This is a genomic window from Defluviicoccus vanus, from assembly GCF_014672695.1.
Lineage (GTDB): Bacteria > Pseudomonadota > Alphaproteobacteria > Rhodospirillales > Defluviicoccaceae > Defluviicoccus > Defluviicoccus vanus.
Genome location: NZ_CP053923.1, coordinates 414,772 through 438,276 on the forward strand (window position 1 = coordinate 414,772; position 23,505 = coordinate 438,276).

Genomic DNA, 23,505 nt, shown 5'->3' on the forward strand with positions numbered 1-23,505 from the left:
GAGATCAGCATGACCGAGACGAAGACCGCCGCTCTTGCCACGGAGGAGACGGACGCAATGCCCCTGGCGGGGTCGTTTCCGGCTCCGGAACGTGCCATGGCGGACGAGGTCGAAGAAGATGCGGAGCACCCCGAGGATGCTGCGCAACCTGCCGTTATCCCGGGACTGACGACGACGCAGGCGCCCTCGCCGGCCAATCTGGCGGCGCCCGAACTCTACCTCAATCGCGAGCTCACTTGGCTGCAGTTTAACTTTCGTGTCCTGAACGAAGCCCGCGACAAGCGCACGCCGCTGCTGGAACGGGTCAAGTTCCTCGCCATCGGCGCCAGCAACATGGACGAGTTTTTCATGAAGCGGATCGGCGGCCTCAAGCAGCAGATCGGCGCCGGCGTGACCAAACTCTCCATCGATGGCCGCACGCCGGTGCAGCAACTGGAGGAGTGCCGGACGGCGATGACCGAGTTCCGCCGCCAGCAACGCGAGGTTTACCTCGAACTGGTCGGTGAACTGCGCCGTGCGAACATCCGTATCCTCTCCTATTCGAAGCTGGCGTCGGCACAACGGGAAGTGGTGCGCGACTACTACCACGAGAACATCTTCCCCCTGGTCACGCCGCTGGCGATGGACCCGGCACATCCGTTTCCCTTCATCTCTAATCTCTCTCTCAACCTGCTGGTCACCTTGCGTTTCCCCCATGAACCGCAGCTGACGCTGGCGCGGGTCAAGGTGCCGGTCGGCAGCGGCGTTCCCCGCTTCATCCGCGTCGGCAGCGACGACCACTTCGTCCTGCTGGAAGACGTCATGGCAAACAATCTCTCGGAGCTGTTTCCGGGGATGGAGATCGCCAGCGTCGAGCTGTTCCGCGTCACCCGCAACGCCAACACCGAGCGCGGCGAGGAAGGGGCCGATGACCTGGTATCGCTGATCGAGGCCGAACTACGCGACCGCAAGTTCGCGCCGATCGTCCGGCTCGAAGTGGCGGAAGGCATCAACGCCAACCACAAGGGGATGCTGGCGGCGGAACTAGGGCTGGACGAGGAGCGCGACGTCTACGAATCCGACGTGATGATCGGCATGCGCGACCTCTGGGAACTGGTGGCGCTCGACAACCAAGCGCTGCACGACCCGAAGTTCCAGCCGACGGAGAACGTCAAGCTGCTGGACCGCGACCTGATCTTTCATACCATCCGCGAGAATGGGCCGATCCTGCTGCACCACCCCTACGAATCCTTCGCCAACTCCGTGGTGCGCTTCGTCCGCGAGGCGGCAGAGGACCCGAAGGTGCTGGCGATCAAGATGACGCTCTATCGCACCTCGGAAGCGACAATGATCGTCGATCACCTGATCGATGCCGCCAGCAACGGCAAGCAGGTGGCGGTGGTGGTGGAGCTGAAGGCGCGTTTCGACGAAGCGGCGAACCTGCGCTGGGCAAGCCGGCTGGAGGAAGCGGGCATCCACGTCACCTACGGCGTCCTCGGGCTCAAGACCCATGCCAAGGCGGTACTCGTCGTTCGTCGCGACTACAACGGCCTGCGCCGCTACGTTCATGTTGGCACCGGCAACTATCACGGCGGCACCGCCCGCCTTTACTGCGATTTCGGTCTTCTCACCTGCGATCGCGAGATCGGCCTCGACCTGACCGAACTGTTCAACTACCTGACCACCGGCTGCAAGCCGGCGCACGCCTATCGCCGATTGCTCACCGCGCCGCACCTGATGAAGAAGGCGTTGCTCGCCAAGATCGACCGCGAGATCGCCGTCCACAATGCCGAGAAACCCGGGCTGATCCGCTTCAAGTGCAATGCGCTTGAGGATCCGGACGTGGTCGCCGCCCTCTACAAGGCATCGCAGGCGGGGGTGAAGGTGGAACTGATCGTCCGCGATACCTGCCGACTGCGCCCGGGATTGCCCGGGATCTCCGAGACAATCACCGTGGTCAGTATCGTCGGCCGCTTCCTTGAGCATGCCCGCATCTACTACTTCCGCAACGGTGGCGACGAGGAGTACTTCATCGGCTCGGCCGACCTCATGACCCGCAACCTGGAGAGCCGGGTCGAAATCCTGACCCCGATCGAGCATCCCGACCTGCGGCGGGAGCTGAACGCGCTGATCGAGACGCAACTCGCCGACCGTCGCAGCGGCTGGGACATGTGCGCGGACGGCAGCTACGTGCAGCGGCGACCGCGCGGCGGCGGCCACAAGGTGCGCTCGGCGCAGGAGATCATGATGGAGTCGGCGCGGCTGCGCTCTGAGCGGGCGAAGCGGATGCGCAAGGTGAAGCCGCGGGCCTTCGCCCGCCGCGGACCGAAGTGAGCGGAACCGGATCGGGACGCCGGCGGTGAAGACCGTCCTCCTGCTGCGCCACGCCAAGTCCAGTTGGAAGGACGTGGCGTTGCCCGACATTGACCGGCCACTCAACGGCCGCGGCCGGGCAGCGGCGCGGCAGATGCGCGACTACATGGTGCGCGAGCGATGGCTGCCGGCACAGGTGCTGTGCTCGCCGTCGAAGCGGACCCGTGAGACGCTCGACGTGATTCTCGAAGCCTTCGGCGAGGCGGTGCCGGTACGCTACGAGAAGGGCATTTACCTGGCCGAAGCACCGGTGCTGCTGCGCCGGTTGCGCCGCCTCAACGAAAGCCTCGCCTCGGTGATGGTGGTCGGCCACAATCCCGGACTCGAACGCTTGGCATTGATGCTGACCGAGGGCGAGGACGACCCGCTGCGGCACGAACTCGCGGCGAAGTTCCCCACCGGCACCTTCGCCGCCATCGGCTGCGACATCGACCACTGGACCGAGTTGAAACCCGGCTGCGGCAACCTCGAAGCCTTCACCCGCCCCCGCAAAGCCGGGAAAGACTAGGCCACGGACTGATGACTGCGCAGCCACCGGACGCAGGGCGCTAGCAACCATTAAGTCGTGAGTTGAATGGCCTCTTCGCGCCGGTTCAAGATGAGCAGGACGAGCCCTTCGACAACAAGTGCGGCGAATGACAGGAGTTTCATCTCCCGTCAACGCTGCGAGAATGGGCGAGACCCTATCCTCTCTGTCTTCAGAAGCGGAGCTTTCGCAGTATGACACCCGAGGAACGGCAACTGGTGACGGGCCTGTTCGAACGGCTACGCCAAACTGATCATGGCGACCGTGATCAGGAGGCGCAGCAACTGATCGAGGCAGGACTGCAGGCGCATTCCGGTGCCCCTTACCTGATGACGCAACTTCTCCTGGTGCAGGACAGAGCGCTGTCCGCGGCACAGGAGCAAATCCGCAGACTGCAGCAGGACTTGGCCAGTGCCCGAAACACAGCGGGATCAGGCACCACTGACGGCAGTTTCCTCGCCAACACGCCGCTGCGCGGGCCATGGAGCCCGGGGATACCCAGCACCAGCCCCGCCGCTGCACCGTCGCCGCAGCCGCAGTCTGCCGCTTCATCGGGGGCGGGTTTCTCCGCGGCGCGCTGCAGACCGCGACGGGTGTCGCTGGTGGCGCGCTGCTCTTCGAAGGGATCAGTTCCCTCTTCCGCATGGGCGGTGGTGGCTGGGGTCACGGCCTGATGCCGGGGAGTTTCCTTGGTGGTGGCGCGCCGACGCTGGTCGAGGAAACGGTGATTAACGACTACGGAAGCCAAGCGCCGTTCGAGCCGACGCCAACGGCGGACAACGCCCCTTCCTTGTCAACCGATGACCTGCAGGCAGACGATCTTGACGGGTTGAGTGGCGACGACTCGGATATGGTCTGAAGACGCGACCCGAGGTGGACGACCGACGCCGAGTGGGCGCTGATCAAGCCGCTGATCCCATTAGCTAAGCGCGGCAGGCGCCGGCCCAGCGTCGATATCCGGGCGATCCTGAATGGCATCTTGTACGTGCTGTGTACTGGCTGCCAGTGGCGAACCATGCCAAGCGACCTGCCGCCGCGGAGCACGCAGCATGACTGCCCGCAACGCTGAGACTACGGCCGCGCGCTGGCGATGGTCCATCACACGCTCTACCGGTGCATCCGGCGGATGTGCAGGACCGTGATGGCGGTGTTCTGGTGCTGGTCACGCTGTTCGGCCTGCAGCCATGCCTGAAGAAGCTATTTGCTGATGGCGGCGACCAAGGCACGAAATTTGCCGATCGGGTTGCCGACGTCCTGCCACAGCTCGCCATCGAGATCGTCAAGCGTTCTGACACGGCGGACGGCTTCAAAGTGCTGCCGCCGTCTTGCAAGGGATTTCGAGAAATCCATCGCCAGCGTCAAACTCCTCTCGCGACGTTTCGCACAGAGGCTGAACAACATAGGCGATTCTGAGTCAGGCACCACGACCAACGTTCGATCAGCGGGATTAGCTTTCGTAGTCGGCTTGCCGTCACGGGATTTGCGCTTCCAGTAGCCGCGACGCCACGATCGGTCGTACGCAGGGAACGCCAGATGTAGCGGGCTTGCCTTGCTTCTTCACAGGCGCACGCACCTGCCATACACCTCTGCGGGAAAATAAGGTCGCCATGCCCACAAAATGCCTACTTCGGCTTTCTAAACCGTTGATATTGTTAGGCGTGCCTACACCGTGCCTACACCCACACCTGGGGTTATGAGATTGATTTGGCTTTGTTTTCTGCAATGAAGTGGCATTTCTGGATCGATCGAGGCGGGACCTTTACCGACGTGGTGGCAAGGACGCCCGCGGGGACGATCGTTACCGCCAAGCTGCTCTCGCACGACCCGGAGCACTACGAGGACGCGGCGGTGGAGGCGGTGCGGCGGCTGATGGGCGTCGCAGCCGGGGAGCCGCTGCCCGTCGCCGCCATCGGTGCGGTAAAGATGGGGACCACGGTGGCGACCAACGCGCTGCTCGAGCGCCGCGGCGACCGGGTGGTCCTCGCCATCAGCCGCGGCTTCGGCGACGCCTTGCGCATCGGCACCCAGAACCGACCGCAGCTGTTCGCCCGCCACATCGTCCTGCCCGACCTCGTCTACGAGCGGGTGGTGGAGATCGACGAGCGGCTCGATGCCGAAGGCAGCATCCTCACCCCGCTGGATGCGGCGACGGCGACCGCCCGGCTGCAGGCGGCCTTCGACGACGGCATTCGCGCCATCGCCATCGTCCTTTTGCATGGCTACCGGCACCCGGCGCACGAGGCCAGGCTGGCGGCGATCGCCGAAGCCATCGGCTTTACCCAGATATCGGTGAGCCATCGGGTAAGCGCGCTGATGAAGCTGGTCAGTCGCGGCGATACCACCGTCGTCGACGCGTATCTGTCGCCGATCCTGCGCCGCTACGTCGACCAGGTGAGCTCCCGCCTCAGGGGCGACGACGGCACGGCGCCGCCCTTGATGTTCATGCAGTCGAATGGCGGACTGACCGGTGCGGCGCTGTTTCAGGGCAAGGACGCAATCCTCTCCGGCCCCGCCGGCGGTGTCGTCGGCATGATCGAGACGGCGCGGATCGCCGGCTTCGAACGCGTCATCGGCTTCGACATGGGCGGCACCTCCACCGACGTCTCCCACTACGACGGCAGCTACGAGCGGACGCTGGAGACGCAGGTGGCCGGCGTGCGGATCACTGCGCCGATGCTGGCGATCCACACCGTTGCCGCCGGCGGCGGCTCGATCCTCGCCTTCGACGGTGCGCGCTTCCGAGTCGGTCCTGCCTCCGCCGGCGCCGTGCCCGGCCCCGCCTGCTACCGCCGCGGCGGCCCGCTCACCGTCACCGACGCCAACGTGCTGCTCGGCCGCATCCAGCCGCAGCATTTCCCGCGCGTTTTCGGGCCGGCCGCCGATCAACCGCTCGACCCGGGCATTGTCCAAAGCCGCTTCGCTGCGCTAACCAAGGCGATCAACGCGGCCACCGGCAGCAGTCGCAGCAGCGAAGCGGTGGCCGACGGGTTCCTTACCGTCGCCGTCGAAAACATGGCGCACGCGATTAAACACATCTCCGTCCAGCGCGGGCGTGACGTGGGGCGCTACGTGCTCAACTGCTTCGGTGGTGCCGGCGGCCAGCATGCCTGCCGGATCGCCGATGCGCTCGGTATGACGACGGTGCTGATCCATCCGCTGGCCGGCGTGCTGTCCGCCTACGGCATGGGCCTGGCCCAGGTACGGGCGATCCGCGAACACGCGGTCGAACGCGTGCTGAGCGCCGATCTGCTGCCAGAGCTGGCAGTGATCGGTGATGACCTCGCCGCCGCGGCTATGGCCCAGGCGCAGCACCAGGGTACTGATGCCGCCTCCTTCCACCTCGAACGACGTCTGCAGCTGAAATACCAGGGGACGGATACGCCGCTGACCGTGGACGAAGCGGACATTGCCGCCATGACCGCCGCCTTCACCGACCAGCACCGCCAGCGGTTCGGCTTCATCATGGCCGAGCGGCCGCTGGTGGTGGAGGCGATGGTGGTGGAAGCCATCGGCAGCATGGCACGCAGCGAGGAAAGCGCCACCGAACCCGCAGCCGATCGCCCACCGCGNTTGCCGGTCGAACACGTCCGCGCCTGGTTCGATACCGGCTGGGTCAAGACGCCCGTTTTCCGCCGCGACGATCTCGCCACCGGCGACGCCATCGACGGCCCGGCGATCGTCGTCGAGGCCAACGCGACGACAGTGGTCGAATGCGGCTGGCGGGCGGCGATGACACCACGGCGGCATCTGCTGCTGACCCGGGCGACGCCGCGGCCGCGGCGCCACGCCATCGGCACTGCCGCCGATCCGGTGCTGCTGGAGGTGTTCAACAGCCGCTTCATGGCGATCGCCGAACAGATGGGGGCGGTGCTCGCCAACACCGCCCAGTCGGTCAACATCAAGGAACGCCTCGATTTCTCCTGCGCCGTCTTCGATCGCAATGGCGGACTGGTCGCCAATGCGCCGCACCTGCCGGTGCACCTCGGCTCCATGGGCGACAGCATCGAAACGGTGATCCGCGAGCGCGCCGGCCGCATGCGCCCGGGCGACGTCTACGTGCTCAATGCCCCCTACAACGGCGGCACCCACCTGCCCGACATCACCGTGATCACCCCGGTCTTCGATGCCGCCGATCGCGAGCTGCTGTTCTTCGTCGGCTGCCGCGGCCATCATGCCGACGTGGGCGGCATCACCCCCGGCTCCATGCCGCCACACAGCCGCCGCATCGACGAAGAGGGCGTACTGATCGACAACGAGGTGTTGGTGGACGCCGGTCGCTTCCGTGAGGAGGCGATGCGCACCCTGCTCGCCTCCGGTCGCTGGCCGTCGCGCAACATCGAGCAGAACCTGGCCGACTTGCGTGCCCAGATCGCCGCCAACGCCTGCGGCGTCGGCGAGTTGCGCCGCCTCGTTGCCGACGTAGGTCTCGAAGTGGTCGAGGCCTACATGCGCCACGTCCAGGCTAACGCCGAGGAGCAGGTGCGCCGGGTGATCGACGTGCTGCGTGACGGCCACTTCGCCTACGAGATGGACAACGGCCTCGTCATCCGCGTCGCCGTCCGCATCGATAAGGCCGCCCGCGCGGCGACGATCGATTTCACCGGCACCTCGCCACAGCAGGACGGCAACTTCAACGCCCCGCCGGCGGTGTGCAAGGCGGCGGTGCTCTACGTCTTCCGCACCCTGGTCGACGACGACATCCCGCTCAACGCCGGCTGTCTGAAGCCGCTCCGGATCATCTTGCCCACGGGCTCGATGCTGGCGCCGCGCCATCCCGCCGCTGTGGTCGCCGGCAATGTGGAGACCTCGCAGGTGATCACCGACGCGCTGTTCGGCGCCATGCGGGTGATGGCGGCGGCGCAAGGGACGATGAACAACTTCACCTTCGGCGACGCCCGCCACCAGTATTACGAGACCATCTGCGGCGGCTCCGGCGCCGGACCGGGTTTCGATGGCACGTCCGCCGTCCACACCCATATGACCAACACCCGGATCACCGATGCGGAAGTGCTCGAGTGGCGGTTTCCGGTGCTGGTGCGCGCATTCGCCATCCGCCGTGGCTCGGGCGGCGACGGCCAGTTTCACGGCGGCGACGGTGTGATCCGCCGTATCGAGTTCCGCCGGCCGATGACCGCCTCCATCCTCACCAACCACCGCCGCATCGCCCCCTTCGGCCTCGAAGGCGGCGAACCAGGCCAGCCCGGTCGCAACGCGGTGGAGCGCGCCGACGGCAGTCACGAGGAGCTTGCGGCGACGGCGCAGATCGAGGTCGGCCCCGGCGACACCCTGGTGATCGAAACCCCCGGCGGCGGTGGCTACGGGAGGCCAAAGACGTATTGGCGCAGCACAGGCAAACTCCCCGCAAACTTCCATAAGGGCAGGAATATCCATGTGTGGACGGCTCTCCGTTGGCAAGGATTTTCGTGCGAGATCTGCGGCGTTGGTCGGTGCGACCATGTGTTCGGCCTTGTGATGCGGCGCGTACATGGCCGCAGGCCCTGATGCCTTCTTCGCGGGGACGAGTCCCAACCAAGAGCCCGCACTCGAAAGACGTGCGCTGGGATAAATGGGTTTTCCCGCCCCGACGGTGTCGACCGTTGTCCGCATCACCTGCCTGATTGCCCTTGCCAATCTCCTTGTCCTGCTCGGTGGATCGCGTCTTTACTTCCAAGATCAGGCCGTGGCCGCCTTCGGCTCGCGGTAGGATTCACCCGAGGTCATGATCGCCCAGGCCATCCGCGCCGTTTTGTTGGCAAGGGCCACCGCCGCGACCCGGGTGGCCCGCCGGCCCATCAGCCCGATCAGCCAGGCCCGCTTGCTGCCGTATCGCTGGGCTTGGCGGATGACGGCCAGCGCGCCGACAACCAGCAACTGCCGCAGATAGCGGTTGCCCTGCTTGCTGATGCTCCCCAATCGCTCCTTGCCGCCGCTCGAGTTCTGCTTCGGAACGAGGCCGATCCAGGCGGCGAGGTTGCGGCCGGACTTGAACGTGGCCGGATCGGCAATGCTGGCGACCAGGGCACTGGCGAGCAGCGGACCGACGCCGGGGATTGCCATCAGCCGGCGGGCGACCTCGCTGGTGCGGATCGTTTCACGGATGGCACGGTCGTTCTCTTGGATCTGCACACTCAGAAGCTGCAGCTGTTCGGCCAGCATTGCGAGGCAACAGCGCATGGCCGCCGGCAGCCGTGCGTCGGTCTCGTCGGCGATGATCGCGAGCAGGCTCGCCAGCCCCTTGCGGCCGACCGGCGCCACGATGCCCAGTTCGGCCAGGTGCGCCCGGATCGCGTTGCCGACCTGGGTGCGCTGGCGGGTCAGCATCAGCCGGACGCGATGCAGCATCATCACGCTCTGCTGCTCGACCGTCTTCGGTGTGACGAAGCGCATGGTTGGCCGCCCGACCGCCTCGCAGATCGCTTCGGCGTCGGCGGCGTCGTTCTTCTGCCGCTTGACGTAGGGTTTGACGTAGGCCGGCGGCATCAGCCGGACTTCATGGCCAAGGGTGAGGAGTTCACGCGCCCAGTGGTGCGCCGTGGCGCACGCCTCGATGCCGACGCGGCATGCCGGCTGTTTGCGGAAAAATGGCAAGACGCGGGCGCGGGTCAGGCGCTGGCGGAGGACGACCTGTCCATCGGCGTCGACGCCATGGACCTGAAATACGGACTTGGCGATATCAAGACCAATCGTCGTAACCTGTCCCACGGGCGGCTCTCCTTTTCAGCGTGGTTACCTCAGCAATAACCACTCTATGGCACTCCGATGCCGGGTGGAGAGCCGTCCACAGCATCAGGTGCGTCCGTTCAGCGGTTGCTCTCGCCCACGTCCGGTGTGCTGCGCATCGAGACCGAAGCAGTACTACAGTTGCGTTTCTAGTCGTTTCTTGCGGTGACTGCTGGCGGCTGTCGTTTGGTGGCTGCGGCGCCATCGTGAGCAGGCCCAGACGAAGGCGGGATGGGTTTTCGCCCGGAACAGGATCCTTTCGAGCATGTGGCGGATTTCCGGCGTGGCGAGCGGGACGGTCATGCGGCCGCGGCGGCCGGACTCGTTTTGTCCCGTTTATCGAAGGCGATCCGGCGCTGGTCGGCCGACAATTTGGCGAGGAAGGCGGCGGCAGCGAGGACCAGGCTCATGTGGCGATGCCATCCGTGCCAGGAGCGCGCCTCGCAGTGATCGAGGCCGAGGTCGTCCTTCGCCCGCAGGAAGCACTCCTCGATCGTCCAGCGGAGGCCTGCGGCAGCGGCAAGCTCGGGCAGGGACGTGCCTTGCCGGGCATAGGCAAGGTAATAGGCGAGTGCTTGCGCATCACGCCGGCTGCGGCGGATGAGCAGCCAGCGCTCGAAACCGTCATCCGTCGACCATCCGAGCGGCAGCCTTGCCCAGTCGTAGAGCCTTGGACCCTTCGCCCCCTCGCCGGCGGTCAGCGACGACCACGCATCGTCCGCCAGCGTGTCCAGCATGGTGGCAGGGTCGGTCTGGACGAGGGTCCCGTCCTCGAGGAAGCGAAGGGTGTGGTTGGAGCGTACGGCAAGGACATAAGGCTGGCCGCGGCCCTCGAGCAGGTGCCGGAGTTGACTGTCCGAGCCGTAGAGCGCATCGGCGAGAACCCAGGCGCAAGGCGGGCCGGCGTCGAGCGTCCGCTCGATCATCTCCCGCGCCATCGCCGGCTTGGTCTTGAATTCGACGTCGTCCGGCACGGCGGCCGGCCGGCGGCGCGTCGCATCGTCCGCCCAGTCTTTCGGCAGGTACAGCTGCCGGTCGATGAGCGCGTGGCCCCAGCGGCTGGCGTAGGCGACGAAAACGCCGACCTGGCAGTTCTCGATCCGGCCGGCGGTGCCCGAGTACTGACGGCCGACACCCACCGAGTGCCGGCCCTTCTTCAGGAAACCGGTCTCATCGACAACGAGCACGCCGCCCGGATCACCCAGCGCGTTCGTCACGTACCCGCGCACCAGATCGCGAAGCTGGTCTGCCGACCATGAACTGCGTCCGAGCAGTGACTGGAGGCGATAGGGTGCCTCGAGGCCCGCCTGTTCGGCCAGCATCCAGCCGGTCTTGCGCGATGCCGCCGAGAACAGCCCGTCGATGAACATCCCGGCCGAACGGCGCGTCTCCGCCCGCCCCAGCGCCGGCGCGATCACCCGCCTCAACCCCTCGAGCTCCGCCTTCCAATCAACAAGCGTGCCCGCCCATTCCGCCACACCCATCCGTCGCCCTCCCACAGCCGCAGGCAACGGAACCATATTAGAGGATAAAATGCAACTGTAGTAGTAGGCCACGTAGCGGCGGCGATTGGTGCGGCCGCGCCAGACGTCGACCGGAGCCCGGCCCAGCCGCAGCAGCGTCCGCGCATCCGGCAGGTTCTCCAGCCGCGAGATGGTTGACTGCGAAACACAGGTCCCGGTCCGACGGCAGCCGTTCGAGCGCCAACTTGAACAGCGGATCGCCGCGCAAGCCGGTGGCGTCGTTGCCGTCCTCGTAGCCGGCGGCAATCATCAGCATCCGGAAGCGGATGATGTCGGCCAGCGTATGCACGGTGCTGCCGGGATCGCGCGGATCGTCGATGCAGGCGGCGAGGCGATCGGCGACTTCCAGCCGGCGCTCGATCTCGCGCAAAACCAACAGGCCGCCGTCGGACGACAGCCGGCCGCCGTCGAACCGGGCGACGATTTGATTGCCGGCAACCGGTGACAGGCCAAGCAGCGGCAGCGTCGGATCAACCATGGCGGGTGGGCGCTGCGGAAACGACGTGGATTGGCTTCGACAACCGAATCCTAGGCGATTCCAATGGACTACCCTACACCCGCCAACCTCTACGCATAATCCGTTGGGGTGGACGGCCCCGCGGCATCTGGTGCCAAGGTTCGCTGTCGAAGTGAACAGGAGCCGTCCATGACCGAGATTACCCGCATTGCGATCGACACGTCCAAGTCCGTCTTCACCCTACATGGCACGGATGCCGACGGGCGGGCGGTGCTGCGACGAAATCTGCGCCGCCAGGACATGGTGCCATTCTTCGCGCGCCGACCGCCGATGGAGGTGGTGCTGGAGGCCTGCGGCGGCTCGCATCATTGGGGACGCGTGCTGGCCGGGCTCGGCCACACGGTGCGGTTGATCCCGCCGCAATACGTCAAACCCTTCGTCAAGCGCGGCAAGAACGATCGCAACGATGCCGAGGCGATCAGCGAAGCCGCGGCCCGGCCGGAGATGCGCGAGGTCGCGGTCAAGTCGGCGGACCAGCAGGCCAACGCGATGCTGCTGTCGGTGCGCGAGTTGCTGGTGCGCCAACGCACGCAGCTGGTCAACGCGCTGCGCGGACACGCGGCCGAGTTCGGTCACGTCGGCCGCCTTGGCCGCCAAGGCGTGGCAAAGCTGCTGGCCGACGTCGCCGAGGACGCGGATCTGCCGACGCCGGCGAAGGACGCATTGGCGTTGCTGGGCGCCGAGATCGGTCGGCTGGATGCGCGGCTGGCTGAGGTCGACGCCCGGCTGGTGGCGCAACACAAACAGACGCCAACCAGCAAGATGCTGGCGGAGGTGCCGGGGATCGGGCCGATCGGCGCGTTGAGCCTGGTGCTGCGGGTCGATTTCAGCCAGTTCAAGTCGGGGCGGTATTTCGCCTCCTGGCTGGGGCTGACTCCGCGCGAGCATTCCACCGGCGGCAAGACGCGGCTGGGCGGGATCAGCCGCGCCGGCGACGAGCGGCTGCGCCAGTTGCTGGTGCTGGGAGCAACCGCGGTGATCCGACAGGCCAAGCCGGGAAAGGCCTCGGCGTGGCTCATCGCTTTGCTGGCGAGGCGGCCGCGCAAGCTCGCGGCGGTCGCGCTGGCCAACAAGATGGCCCGCATCGTCTGGGCGATGATGACGAGTGGAGAGGCGTATCGCCAGCCGGCAACCGCTTGACCACTCGTTGATGCCGCAGGTGCAGGGCTGAGGACGGAGAGATGCTGATCGGTCGAGCCGACGATCCACAGAACCCGGGTAGCCCGGTGGCCATCAAGGCCGCTAATCCGTTTGGGCGTGGATCGCGGAACCCATCTGGGCCAGCGGACATCGTGCCGCGCAAAACAGGCCGGACACACGACTGCCATCGCACCAGATCAGATTTTCTCCCCCTCACCCCTTGCACCCAGGGGGCCGTCCACACACGGGCCACTGTAGCGGAGTCAAAGCAGGCCATTTGGGCGAGAGCGGTGCAATCACGGCAAGGGGCCCGATCGGGCCCCTTGCCGTGCGTCGGCTTTGCCTCGGGGATCAGGGCTTGCTGGTTTTGCCGGTCTCGGGATCGACGGTCTCGGCGGTGGTCTGGTTTTGCTCCGCCCGATCGGCTGCGGTGGGGGGGACGACGACGTCCGGCGGATTGCTTCAACCGGTAGCTGTCGCCGTTCATGGTGAGGATATGGACGTGGTGGGTCAGGCGGTCGAGCAGCGCGCCGGTGAGCCGTTCCGATCCCAGCACCGAGGTCCAGTCCTCGAACGGCAGATTGGAGGTGACGAGGGTCGAGCCGCGCTCGTAGCGCTGGGAGAACACCTCGAACAGAAGTTCCGCCCCGGTCGGCGACAGCGGCAGGTAACCGAGTTCGTCGACGATGAGCAACATCACCGACTGGAGATCGCGTTGCAGCTTCAGCAAGCGGCGCTCGTCACGCGCCTCCATCAACTGGTGCACGAGGGCGGCCGCGGTGGTGAAGGCGACGGTGAACCCCTTCTGGCAGGCGGCAAGAGCGAGGGCGAGCCCGACATGGGTCTTGCCGGTGCCACTGTTGCCGAGCGCGATGACGTTCTCCCGGCGCAGGATGAACTCGCAGCGGGCCAGCTCGAGCAGCAGCATCTTGTTGAGGCTGGGAATCGCGGTGAAGTCGAAGGTGTCGAGGCTTTTGACCGCCGGGAAGCGTGCTGCCTTGATCCGCCGCTCGACCATTCGGCGTTCTCGGTCGATCAGTGCGAGTTCCACCAGGCGCAGCAGATAGCGGGGATGATCGACGCCGTCGCGTGCGCATTCGCGGGCGATCTTGTCGTATTCCCGCAGAACGGTCGGCAGCTTCAACTGCTTGAGGTGATGCGCCAGCAGAACCTGCGGTGTGCCGCTTGTCGTTCCCGCCGGCATCGCATCAGCGCCCGCCTTGCCGGTCATGCCGTTGTCCCGGGAACGAGAACGGCGTAGTCAGCCGCCGCCGTCATCCTGACGTCCATTTTCGGCAGATGTGGATAGGCCGTCAGGTCGAGCCGGGCCGGCCGCCGCTCGACGCGCGCCAGAGCAATCTGCTTGACCGCATCAAAGCCGATGACGCCGAGCCGGATCGCTTCGCTGACCGCGCTCGCCACCATCTCCATCGGGATCGCCTCCATCAGCCGCAGCACCTGGATGAACTCCCGCCTGCCGCGGTTGCCCATGCGCGCCTCGAGGAGATGGCGCAGGTGCTGGAACGCCTCCGGCAGATCCCAGTCTTTCAGCGCCGCCGCCTGGTCGAGGGCATTCGGCTTCGTCTCGATCAGCGCCAGATAGTGCAGCGGCTCGAATACGAAGGTGCCCGTGCCATAGCAGCGACGATGCCGGGCGATCGCCTCGCCGGCACAAAGGATCACCACCTCGTCGACGAAGCCCTTCACCACAACATCCCGGAAGCCGTATGCCGTCGGTACCGAGTAGTCGTTGCCGCGGTAGCGGACCAGGGCGGTCGATGAGACACGGGCCGCCCGCTTCTCGCTCGGCTCCAATGGCACCGCCGGCAAATCCCGGAAGGCTTCGAGGTCGGCGACGAGACGCTCGCCGATGGTTTCGCCGTGGCGACCGGCGCGTTCGCCTCGTCGCTGCCGGCAGCGCTCTTCCAGCATGGCATTGAGATCGTCGAAGCTTGCCGCCTGGGGGATCGGCGTCAGGAAGTTCGATCGAGCATACTTCACCAGCCCCTCGACCTTGCCCTTGTCGTTGCCCTTGCCGGGACGGCCGAAGCGATCCTGGAACAGGTAATGGCTCTGCAGTTCCGTAAAGGCCCGGGTGCGCTCCCGCCTGCCGTCGCCGCAGATCTTCGCCACCGCGAGCGTCGTGTTGTCGTAAAGCACCGACAACGGCACGCCGCCAAAGAAGGCGAATGCCGACACATGCCCGTCGAGGAAGGCTTCCGTCGTCTCCGCCGGATAGGCCTTCACGAAAGGAGTATCCGATTGCGGCAGGTCCATGCAGAAGAAGTGGATCTTCTGCCGGACGCCGCCGATCACGCCGATCGCCTCGCCAAAGTCGACCTGCGCATGACCGGACGGATGAGCCAGCGGCACGAAGGTCTCCCGCAATCTCCCCGAGCAACCCGGACGTAGTCCCTCACCACCGTCAGACCGCCGGCATAACCGTGCTCGTCGCGCAGTCGCTCGAAGATCCGCTTGGCCGAATGCCGTGCTTCGAAGGCGCCGTCCTGTCGGCCTCGAGGATGGCGTCGATCACCGGCAGCAGCACCCCGAGCTTCGGCTTCTTCACCGGCTTCGTTCGCGTGTAGCCGGGCGGCAACGAGAACCGGCACATCTTCGAAACCGTCTCACGGCTCAGCCCGAACACCCGGGCCGCCTCACGCCGGCTGTTGCCCTCGATGAAAACGAAATGCCGAACGGCGGCGTAGACTTCCACGGCAAACATCCCCGGCCGCCCCCACAAAAAAGAGACCGCCTAACCACTGGCCAGATTTTACTCCGGCGCGGCAGCACCAATCACCGCCGCTACGTGGCCTAATTTGTCACCGCCATACACACACCGATCCGGAGAGCAAACTCCCCTCCGGCTATGCCCGCCCGGACTGCACGGTCGCGGCCGATTACCTTGCCTCGCTCGCGCCGCGCATGCAGATCACCTCGTCCGCGGCTCCGGCGCAGGCAACCGGAGGCGGCGTTCGCCCGGCGTGGGAGCCGTGCATGGATTACGATCCGGCGGACGTGGCAACGCATCTGCGCCGCTGCCTCGGGATTGCCGAAAAATCCCGGCCTCGTCGTTCATGACCCTCACAAGCTGCCAGAGTGTGCGCAGCGCCTACGAAGCGGGCCTGACCAAGGCTTACGGCAGACTGCCCGACGGGTACGTCGTCCTGCCGTGCTCGGTGGCGGATACGGTCGTTGCCGACGTGACGGCGGAAAAGACCCGGATCGAGGAAGAAAAGCGGCTCGCGAATGCCGAGATTCAGCGCCAGGTGGCCTTGTCCGCGTCCACGGTGCCCGCGCCTGGCCGGGGCTTCTTCTCGGGCGAGCGGATTACCTGGACGATCCTCGCCGTTATCCTCGCTGGCGGCCTGTTCATGGGCTGGCGCTTCATCAAACGCCGCGCCAAAACGGCGGGGTGAGAGCGGCGGCGATAGAACGATAGAAAGGCGCTTCCTCGTGCCTCCTATCGGTCACCTTCCTCGGACAGTTCGTCGCCGGGCTGGGGCGGCTGCCCGCCCTTGCGATTGAGGATGCGGTCGAACGCCTCCATGTCCGCCCGCTCCCTGCGTTCGGTGAAGTATTCCGCCGTCGTCATCGCCGCGACCTTTTCGGCGGCGGCCATGACCACGAACTGATTGACGCTCGTGCCGTCGCGCTTGCTCAGCTTCTCGATCGCCGCCTTCAGCGAGCGGGGAAGCCGGAGCGGGTATGTGCTGCTTCTCGTCGTCATTCCTGCATCCTCCTTAATGCCTGGCCGGGGTTCAGAACCTCGATGCCGAAGGTCCCCGGCTTGTCGCCATAGTCGCGGCGGTTAAAGGTCACGAGCGCATGCGCCCGGCCGTTCACCGCCGTTTCCAAAACCATTTCATCGCCCGGATCGCGAAGCTGGGGCCGCCAGCGGTAATGCGTCTCGACGGGCTGCGCCAGAAACACGAGGCCGTCGAGAAAGGCTGCAACCTCGCTCTCATCGAGCCCTGCCGCCAGCCGGTGCTCGGCGAGCTGGCATATGGCCTCGTATTCGATCAGCAGCGGCACGCTGAGCAGCATCACGCCGCGTCCGCGCCGGATCGCCCGGAGCAAGGCGGCCGATGCGCCCGTCGGACTGCGCAGGGCGGCAACGATCACGTCCGTATCCAGAACAACTCTCATATCCTATATGATGTCATATCTTATATGATATTACAAGAAATCCGCAAAACCAATGGCACGGCAAGAGAACCGGGCGGGGATCAGGGGCGGCGCTGGAAAGCGCCGGGGCTGACGCGACAAACAGACTCGCCCCGGCACGGGACGGGCCGGGGCCGCGAATTCCACCCCCTTTCAGAACAACGCAAGCTGCCGGTCGGCGGGATCGGGGATGCCGTAAACCTCGCGGGCCTTGGCGATGGTGGCCTNTGCAAACAAGGGCCTCGCGGTATGGATGTTCTGGATCTCCCAGCTTGCCCAGATCCGCAGGCCCGCGCCGTTCTGGCTGATGGAAAGCCCGTCCGGGCCGCTGCTGCCGCCCTGCCCCATCTCGAAGGCGAGCGCCGCTTCAAGCTCCCGGTCGCTCATGCCCCTGGCGGCGCGTTCCTTCCAGCGTTCCGCCGCGCCGGACATGCCGCCGGTCGCCTTCACGAACGCGCGGATCTTGTCCTCTTCGGTCAGGCTAAGGGGCTGCGGCGGGGGCGTGTTCTCATAATCCTCGGACCACACGCCCTGCGCTTTCATCATCTCGCGTAGTTCGGGCCGCTCCCGGACCCGCTCCATCAGCAGGGCCAGAACCTGCGCCCCGTCGCCCATTTCGAAACAATCGTCATAGGCGCGGCTGAATTCTCCGGAGCACCTTCCGCCGCGAATGAGCAGCGCGGCGCGGTTTGCCCGGCCCTTGGTGGTCTTCGGGCGATCGGCGTAAAGGCGGTCGTATTCGGCTTCGGATATCATGGGGTGTTTCTCCTTCTTGTTGGGAAAGGGGTCGCTTCCGCCTTCGCGGGGGCAGGCTCTTCACGCCGCTTCCTTTTCCTCGGGTTTCGGTTCCGTCGATTCCTTCGGCTGCAAGCCGTGCAGAAAGTCGGCGGCCTTTTGCGCGTGCGCGGCGGCGGTGAATATCGCCCGCTTGTCTTCCTTCAGCACCTTCAGCCATCCGGCGATATAGGGCGCGTGGTCCTCGCGGATTTGCGGCCGCAATTCAAGGTCGGCGCAAAGGAACGCCGCACCAAGCTCGGCAACCATTTCTTCCATTGCGTACCCTTCATCGCCCCAGCGCTTGCGGCCAAAGTCCCGGTCAAGGCGCTTTTCGTGCCTCGTCCAGTGGGTGGTATGCCGATATCGGCATAACACCCATAATGCCGTAACTGGGATTATGCCGCATGGCCTCTGCCAGAGGCCTGTTTTCCGGGCGTTGACCATGCGGCGGTTCGGCATAATCAGAGCCCTTCGAGGAACGCGAGGAACTGGTCGTCGGGCCGGAACCGGCTCGACGGTGTTGCCGGAGCGGCGATGCGAGCGAGGGCCTTTTCCTTCATCCGCATGTCGGCGTGGATGTAGATCTGGGTGGTCGCGACCGACTCGTGTCCGAGCCAGAGGGCGATCACCGCTTGATCGACGCCATGATGGAGCAGGTCCATCGCGGTGCTGTGGCGAAGCGTATGTGGCGTGACCCGCTTCGCGGCGATTCTCGGGCAAGCGCGCGATGCCGTGAGGCAGTGCTTGCGGACCAGATGTTCGAGCGCATCGCGGCTCAGCCGTTCGCCTCGGATCGACGGGAACAGTGGCCTGTTGTCGTCCGAACGGTCGCCGATCCATGCCGCAAGCAGCTTGGCCGTGTCACGACGGAGCGGCGTGCAGCGTTCCTTCCGGCCCTTGCCCATGCAGCGGATATGCGCGCCGCTGCCGAGCGCCACGTCACCACACCGCAGGTTGACCAGCTCAGATGCCCGCAAGCCTGTCTGGATCGCGAGCAGGAGCAGCGCATGATCACGCCGTCCTGCCCATGTCGAACGATCCGGGGCCGCCAGCAACGCCGCGATCTCTTCGGCGTCGAGGAACGTCACCGCGCGCTTCACATAGCGCTTGTTGGGCATCGCCAGGATGCGCTGGCAGTGGAGCAGCCAGGTCGGATCGGTCATCGCGACGTAGCGGAAGAACGAGCGGATCGCGGCGAGCCGCGTGTTGCGGCTGCGTGCAGTGTTGCCGCGCGTGGTCTCGCCATGAACGAGGAAGTCGGCGACCAGATCGACGTCAATGTCCTCGACGGTGAGCTTGACCGGCGGCTTGCCATGTCGAGCGCTCGCGAACCGCAGGAGCAGCCGGAACGTGTCGCGATAGCCTGCAACCGTATGGCGGCTGGCCTCCATCTGGATGCACAGCCGGTCGGTGAAGAAGCGCTGGATCAGCGCCGGCAAGGTGGCGGTGTTCATTGGTCCGCCTCCCCGCCAGCGGTTGCGCGCGCCATCGCCAGATCGAGCAGCTCGGGTACCGCCTCCAGATACCAGAACGTATTGTCGGGGTCGGTATGGCCCAGATAGGTCGTCAGCCGGATCATCTCGCGCGCCGGGTCCTTGCCGGTCCGGTACCAGTTGATCATCGTCCGCACTGCAAAGGTGTGGCGAAGATCGTGGATGCGCGGTCCCCGGCCATGCCGGCAGTATTGCTGATCCGCGCGCAAGCCGATCCGCTGGCAGACATGCGCGAAGTTGTAGCGTGCGCCGCAGTCGGTCAGCCTCGTTCCTTTGCAGGAGACGAAGAACGTATCGGCGGTGCGCCCGAGCAATCGGTCACGCTCGGCGGCATAGGCGACGAGCTGCACCACCACGGTCGAGTCGAGCGGGAGCAGCCGCTCCCTGCCGAGCTTCCCGCGCCGCACGCGCAGCACGCCATCCCCGGCATCGAGGTCGTCATCGTCGAGCGCAAGCGCTTCGCTGATCCTGAGGCCGGTGGCTGCAATGAGCCCGAACAGGGTCGAGCAGGTCAGCCCGCGCAAGCCGTAGACCGAGGGCAGCGCCTTGGCCGCTGCGATGATCGATGCGATCTCGGCCTCGCTGTAGATATGCGGGCGTGGCCGCCCGGAACGGTCAGGCAGCAGTCCGCGCGGCGGCACTTCATGGGCCGGGTCGATGCTGCACAGCCACTGTGCGAACAGCCGCACCTTGCCGAGCCGGGCCGATCGCGTCGATGTGCCCACATCGGGCAGGCTCACGTCCCAGCGCAGGAACAGCGCCGTGTCGATGTGCGGAGCACCTTCCTGATCGGCGAACCGGGCGAAGCGGCGGAGCACCCGCTCATCGGTGCGAAGGTCGTAGCCAAGGCTGCGTCTGACGCTCAGATAGCCGTCGAGCTGGGGCGCGATGCTCATTGCACGCCTCCCGCCACCGGCCAGGGCTGCGCAATGGATCGCAGCCCGTCGATATCGAGCCGCGCATACACCATGGTCGATGTTCGCGAGCGGTGGCGCAGCACGTCGCCCACCTCGTCAAGCGACGCGCCCGCATTCACCAGCCGGGTCGCAAGGCTATGACGCAGGAGGTGCGATCCCACGTAGGGCGTGACTGGCTTCTGGCCGGTCGCCGCCAAGGCGTCCTTGAGGATGGCATTGATGATCTGGCCGTTGTTGAACGCACGATGCGGCGCGCGGTGCGTGACGAACACCGTTCGGCAACTCGTCGGCCCACGTTCCTCGCGAAGATACCGGCTCAGGGCTTCGCCGACCTCGGCGGATATCGGCAAGCGGTCGTGCAACTGCCCCTTGCCGCGCACCAGCAACTCGCCCGCACGCCAGTCGATATCGTCGAGCTGGATCGCGATGACCTCGGGCGCGCGCAGGCCGAGCCGCGCCATGAGGAGCAGCATCGCATAGTCGCGTGCGCCGTGTCGGGGGTTGCCGCGCACCGAAGCAAGAACCGCCTCGACCCCATCGGGCGACAGGTGCCGGGGCAGTCGCGCATCCCAGCGCTGGGCCGCCTTCGGGATGCTCAGCGCGAGGTTGGTTGCCGTTGCCCCGCGCGCGAACAGATACTAGAAGAAGGTCCGCAGATGGGTCGTGACCGTCTTGTCGCGGTACGGACGGCTGCCTGCCAGCACATGCTGGACAAAGCTGATGGTATCGGCGGCGCGAAGACGCGTCAGATCGATCATTCCGGTTCTGTCAACGGCGGAGCAATTCTGGGCCACTGTAGCGGAGTAAAAGCAGGCCATTTGGGCGAGAGCGGTGCAATCACGGCAAGGGGCCCGATCGGGCCCCTTGCCGTGCGTCGGCTTTGCCTCGGGGATCAGGGCTTGCTGGTTTTGCCGGTCTCGGGATCGACGGTCTCGGCGGTGGTCTGGTTTTGCTCCGCCCGATCGGCTGCGGTGGGGGGACGACGACGTCCGGCGGATTGCTTCAACCGGTAGCTGTCGCCGTTCATGGTGAGGATATGGACGTGGTGGGTCAGGCGGTCGAGCAGCGCGCCGGTGAGCCGTTCCGATCCCAGCACCGAGGTCCAGTCCTCGAACGGCAGATTGGAGGTGACGAGGGTCGAGCCGCGCTCGTAGCGCTGGGAGAACACCTCGAACAGAAGTTCCGCCCCGGTCGGCGACAGCGGCAGGTAACCGAGTTCGTCGACGATGAGCAACATCACCGACTGGAGATCGCGTTGCAGCTTCAGCAAGCGGCGCTCGTCACGCGCCTCCATCAACTGGTGCACGAGGGCGGCCGCGGTGGTGAAGGCGACGGTGAACCCCTTCTGGCAGGCGGCAAGAGCGAGGGCGAGCCCGACATGGGTCTTGCCGGTGCCACTGTTGCCGAGCGCGATGACGTTCTCCCGGCGCAGGATGAACTCGCAGCGGGCCAGCTCGAGCACCAGCATCTTGTTGAGGCTGGGAATCGCGGTGAAGTCGAAGGTGTCGAGGCTTTTGACCGCCGGGAAGCGTGCTGCCTTGATCCGCCGCTCGACCATTCGGCGTTCTCGGTCGATCAGTTCGAGTTCCACCAGGCGCAGCAGATAGCGGGGATGATCGACGCCGTCGCGTGCGCATTCGCGGGCGATCTTGTCGTATTCCCGCAGAACGGTCGGCAGCTTCAACTGCTTGAGGTGATGCGCCAGCAGAACCTGCGGTGTGCCGCTTGTCGTTCCCGCCGGCATCGCATCAGCGCCCGCCTTGCCGGTCATGCCGTTGTCCCGGGAACGAGAACGGCGTAGTCAGCCGCCGCCGTCATCCTGACGTCCATTTTCGGCAGATGTGGATAGGCCGTCAGGTCGAGCCGGGCCGGCCGCCGCTCGACGCGCGCCAGAGCAATCTGCTTGACCGCATCAAAGCCGATGACGCCGAGCCGGATCGCTTCGCTGACCGCGCTCGCCACCATCTCCATCGGGATCGCCTCCATCAGCCGCAGCACCTGGATGAACTCCCGCCTGCCGCGGTTGCCCATGCGCGCCTCGAGGAGATGGCGCAGGTGCTGGAACGCCTCCGGCAGATCCCAGTCTTTCAGCGCCGCCGCCTGGTCGAGGGCATTCGGCTTCGTCTCGATCAGCGCCGAGATAGTGCAGCGGCTCGAATACGAAGGTGCCCGTGCCATAGCAGCGACGATGCCGGGCGATCGCCTCGCCGGCACAAAGGATCACCACCTCGTCGACGAAGCCCTTCACCACAACATCCCGGAAGCCGTATGCCGTCGGTACCGAGTAGTCGTTGCCGCGGTAGCGGACCAGGGCGGTCGATGAGACACGGGCCGCCCGCTTCTCGCTCGGCTCCAATGGCACCGCCGGCAAATCCCGGAAGGCTTCGAGGTCGGCGACGAGACGCTCGCCGATGGTTTCGCCGTGGCGACCGGCGCGTTCGCCTCGTCGCTGCCGGCAGCGATCTTCCAGCATGGCATTGAGATCGTCGAAGCTTGCCGCCTGGGGGATCGGCGTCAGGAAGTTCGATCGAGCATACTTCACCAGCCCCTCGACCTTGCCCTTGTCGTTGCCCTTGCCGGGACGGCCGAAGCGATCCTGGAACAGGTAATGGCTNNCTGCAGTTCCGTAAAGGCCCGGGTGCTCCCGCCTGCCGTCGCCGCAGATCTTCGCCACCGCGAGCGTCGTGTTGTCGTAAAGCACCGACAACGGCACGCCGCCGAAGAAGGCGAATGCCGACACATGCCCGTCGAGGAAGGCTTCCGTCGTCTCCGCCGGATAGGCCTTCACGAAAGGAGTATCCGATTGCGGCAGGTCCATGCAGAAGAAGTGGATCTTCTGCCGGACGCCGCCGATCACGCCGATCGCCTCGCCAAAGTCGACCTGCGCATGACCGGACGGATGAGCCAGCGGCACGAAGGTCTCCCGCAATCTCCNCCGAGCAACCCGGACGTAGTCCCTCACCACCGTCAGACCGCCGGCATAACCGTGCTCGTCGCGCAGTCGCTCGAAGATCCGCTTGGCCGAATGCCGCTGCTTCGAAGGCGCCGTCCTGTCGGCCTCGAGGATGGCGTCGATCACCGGCAGCAGCACCCCGAGCTTCGGCTTCTTCACCGGCTTCGTTCGCGTGTAGCCGGGCGGCAACGAGAACCGGCACATCTTCGAAACCGTCTCACGGCTCAGCCCGAACACCCGGGCCGCCTCACGCCGGCTGTTGCCCTCGATGAAAACGAAATGCCGAACGGCGGCGTAGACTTCCACGGCAAACATCCCCGGCCGCCCCCCACAAAAAGAGACAGCCTAACCACTGGCCAGATTTTACTCCGGCGCGGCCGCACCAATCGCCGCCGCTACGTGGCCTAATTTGTCACCGCC

16 protein-coding genes and 6 pseudogenes are annotated in these 23,505 nt (G+C 65.9%); 8 read left to right on the top strand and 14 right to left on the bottom strand.

Annotated features, from left to right (window positions below; genetic code table 11):
- The first annotated feature begins 9 nt into the window (after nt 1–9).
- The 6 genes and pseudogenes from ppk1 (at nt 10) to HQ394_RS01885 (ending at nt 8,380) form a co-directional block, all read left to right on the top strand.
- Nucleotides 10–2,313, top strand: coding sequence for a polyphosphate kinase 1 (gene ppk1, locus HQ394_RS01860; protein ID WP_223291782.1), 2,304 nt, complete (start codon nt 10–12; stop codon nt 2,311–2,313).
- A gap of 25 nt (nt 2,314–2,338) precedes the next feature.
- Nucleotides 2,339–2,860: a SixA phosphatase family protein gene (locus HQ394_RS01865; RefSeq protein ID WP_190261783.1), complete on the top strand. Its 522-nt coding sequence runs from the start codon at nt 2,339–2,341 to the stop codon at nt 2,858–2,860.
- Between the two features lie 212 nt (nt 2,861–3,072).
- A pseudogene (locus tag HQ394_RS20355) lies at nt 3,073–3,737 on the top strand (DUF2076 domain-containing protein).
- Nucleotides 3,738–3,770: 33 nt separating this feature from the next.
- A pseudogene (locus tag HQ394_RS20980) lies at nt 3,771–3,947 on the top strand (transposase); the annotation flags it as partial.
- A 44-nt stretch (nt 3,948–3,991) separates the two neighbouring features.
- A complete protein-coding gene (locus HQ394_RS01880; RefSeq protein WP_223291783.1) occupies nt 3,992–4,291 on the top strand; it encodes a hypothetical protein in 300 nt (99 codons plus the stop codon).
- Between the two features lie 309 nt (nt 4,292–4,600).
- Complete coding sequence (locus HQ394_RS01885; RefSeq protein WP_190261786.1) at nt 4,601–8,380, top strand: hydantoinase B/oxoprolinase family protein; 3,780 nt, start codon at nt 4,601–4,603, stop codon at nt 8,378–8,380.
- A gap of 171 nt (nt 8,381–8,551) precedes the next feature.
- Here the strand turns inward: HQ394_RS01885 and HQ394_RS01890 are convergent, their stop codons facing one another.
- The 4 genes and pseudogenes from HQ394_RS01890 to HQ394_RS01905 all read right to left on the bottom strand — a co-directional run.
- A complete protein-coding gene (locus HQ394_RS01890; protein ID WP_190261523.1) occupies nt 8,552–9,580 on the bottom strand; it encodes an IS110 family RNA-guided transposase in 1,029 nt (342 codons plus the stop codon).
- 153 nt (nt 9,581–9,733) lie between these two features.
- Nucleotides 9,734–9,901, bottom strand: coding sequence for a hypothetical protein (locus HQ394_RS01895; protein ID WP_190260090.1), 168 nt, complete (start codon nt 9,899–9,901; stop codon nt 9,734–9,736).
- Nucleotides 9,898–11,082 carry an IS701 family transposase gene (locus HQ394_RS01900; RefSeq protein WP_190263072.1) on the bottom strand — a complete coding sequence of 395 codons (1,185 nt, stop codon included), beginning with the start codon at nt 11,080–11,082 and terminating at the stop codon, nt 9,898–9,900. The genes HQ394_RS01895 and HQ394_RS01900 overlap by 4 nt, the downstream gene beginning before the upstream one ends.
- 99 nt (nt 11,083–11,181) lie before the next feature.
- Nucleotides 11,182–11,599 (bottom strand): annotated as a pseudogene (locus HQ394_RS01905) (transposase); the annotation flags it as partial.
- A gap of 168 nt (nt 11,600–11,767) precedes the next feature.
- Here HQ394_RS01905 and HQ394_RS01910 point away from each other — a divergent pair.
- The gene (locus HQ394_RS01910; protein WP_190261787.1) at nt 11,768–12,778 is read left to right on the top strand and encodes an IS110 family RNA-guided transposase; all 1,011 of its coding nucleotides are present in this window, start codon (nt 11,768–11,770) and stop codon (nt 12,776–12,778) included.
- Nucleotides 12,779–13,244: 466 nt separating this feature from the next.
- Here the strand turns inward: HQ394_RS01910 and istB (HQ394_RS01915) are convergent.
- Both istB (HQ394_RS01915) and istA (HQ394_RS01920) read right to left on the bottom strand, forming a co-directional pair.
- Nucleotides 13,245–14,009 (bottom strand): annotated as a pseudogene (gene istB / locus HQ394_RS01915) (IS21-like element helper ATPase IstB); the annotation flags it as partial.
- Nucleotides 14,006–15,503: pseudogene (gene istA, locus HQ394_RS01920) on the bottom strand (IS21 family transposase). The pseudogenes istB (HQ394_RS01915) and istA (HQ394_RS01920), both read right to left, overlap by 4 nt.
- Nucleotides 15,504–15,879: 376 nt before the next feature.
- Between istA (HQ394_RS01920) and HQ394_RS01925 the strand changes: the two are divergent.
- The gene (locus HQ394_RS01925) at nt 15,880–16,197 is read left to right on the top strand and encodes a hypothetical protein (RefSeq protein ID WP_223291784.1); all 318 of its coding nucleotides are present in this window, start codon (nt 15,880–15,882) and stop codon (nt 16,195–16,197) included.
- 44 nt (nt 16,198–16,241) lie between these two features.
- Here the strand turns inward: HQ394_RS01925 and HQ394_RS01930 are convergent, their stop codons facing one another.
- The 8 genes and pseudogenes from HQ394_RS01930 to istA (HQ394_RS01970) form a co-directional block, all read right to left on the bottom strand.
- Nucleotides 16,242–16,508, bottom strand: a complete 267-nt coding sequence (locus HQ394_RS01930) for a type II toxin-antitoxin system TacA family antitoxin (RefSeq protein ID WP_190261789.1) — start codon at nt 16,506–16,508, stop codon at nt 16,242–16,244.
- On the bottom strand, nt 16,505–16,927 hold the full coding sequence (locus tag HQ394_RS01935; protein WP_190261790.1) for a putative toxin-antitoxin system toxin component, PIN family: 423 nt from the start codon (nt 16,925–16,927) through the stop codon (nt 16,505–16,507). The genes HQ394_RS01930 and HQ394_RS01935 overlap by 4 nt, the downstream gene beginning before the upstream one ends.
- Before the next feature lie 834 nt (nt 16,928–17,761).
- Complete coding sequence (locus tag HQ394_RS01945) at nt 17,762–18,181, bottom strand: zincin-like metallopeptidase domain-containing protein (protein WP_190261792.1); 420 nt, start codon at nt 18,179–18,181, stop codon at nt 17,762–17,764.
- Nucleotides 18,182–18,183: 2 nt separating this feature from the next.
- Nucleotides 18,184–19,176 (bottom strand): tyrosine-type recombinase/integrase, encoded by a 993-nt coding sequence (locus HQ394_RS01950; RefSeq protein WP_190261793.1) that lies wholly within the window; start codon nt 19,174–19,176, stop codon nt 18,184–18,186.
- Nucleotides 19,173–20,111 carry a tyrosine-type recombinase/integrase gene (locus HQ394_RS01955; protein WP_190261794.1) on the bottom strand — a complete coding sequence of 313 codons (939 nt, stop codon included), beginning with the start codon at nt 20,109–20,111 and terminating at the stop codon, nt 19,173–19,175. Before HQ394_RS01955 ends, HQ394_RS01950 begins: the two co-directional genes overlap by 4 nt.
- Complete coding sequence (locus tag HQ394_RS01960) at nt 20,108–20,767, bottom strand: tyrosine-type recombinase/integrase (RefSeq protein ID WP_317629029.1); 660 nt, start codon at nt 20,765–20,767, stop codon at nt 20,108–20,110. The genes HQ394_RS01955 and HQ394_RS01960 overlap by 4 nt, the downstream gene beginning before the upstream one ends.
- A gap of 257 nt (nt 20,768–21,024) precedes the next feature.
- A complete protein-coding gene (istB, locus tag HQ394_RS01965; protein WP_317628947.1) occupies nt 21,025–21,903 on the bottom strand; it encodes an IS21-like element helper ATPase IstB in 879 nt (292 codons plus the stop codon).
- Nucleotides 21,900–23,400: pseudogene (istA, locus tag HQ394_RS01970) on the bottom strand (IS21 family transposase). Before istA (HQ394_RS01970) ends, istB (HQ394_RS01965) begins: the two are co-directional and overlap by 4 nt.
- Nucleotides 23,401–23,505: the final 105 nt, after the last annotated feature.

Bases quoted from the DNA above. Each gene is read 5' to 3' on its own strand.
- ppk1 (WP_223291782.1), top strand. From the start codon at position 10: ATGACCGAGACGAAGACCGCCGCTCTTGCCACGGAGGAGACGGACGCA.
- HQ394_RS01895 (WP_190260090.1), bottom strand. From the start codon at position 9,901: ATGACCGTCCCGCTCGCCACGCCGGAAATCCGCCACATGCTCGAAAGG.
- HQ394_RS01900 (WP_190263072.1), bottom strand. From the start codon at position 11,082: ATGGGTGTGGCGGAATGGGCGGGCACGCTTGTTGATTGGAAGGCGGAG.
- HQ394_RS01910 (WP_190261787.1), top strand. From the start codon at position 11,768: ATGACCGAGATTACCCGCATTGCGATCGACACGTCCAAGTCCGTCTTC.
- HQ394_RS01930 (WP_190261789.1), bottom strand. From the start codon at position 16,508: ATGACGACGAGAAGCAGCACATACCCGCTCCGGCTTCCCCGCTCGCTG.
- HQ394_RS01935 (WP_190261790.1), bottom strand. From the start codon at position 16,927: ATGAGAGTTGTTCTGGATACGGACGTGATCGTTGCCGCCCTGCGCAGT.
- HQ394_RS01945 (WP_190261792.1), bottom strand. From the start codon at position 18,181: ATGCCGAACCGCCGCATGGTCAACGCCCGGAAAACAGGCCTCTGGCAG.
- HQ394_RS01950 (WP_190261793.1), bottom strand. From the start codon at position 19,176: ATGAACACCGCCACCTTGCCGGCGCTGATCCAGCGCTTCTTCACCGAC.
- HQ394_RS01955 (WP_190261794.1), bottom strand. From the start codon at position 20,111: ATGAGCATCGCGCCCCAGCTCGACGGCTATCTGAGCGTCAGACGCAGC.
- istB (WP_317628947.1), bottom strand. From the start codon at position 21,903: ATGACCGGCAAGGCGGGCGCTGATGCGATGCCGGCGGGAACGACAAGC.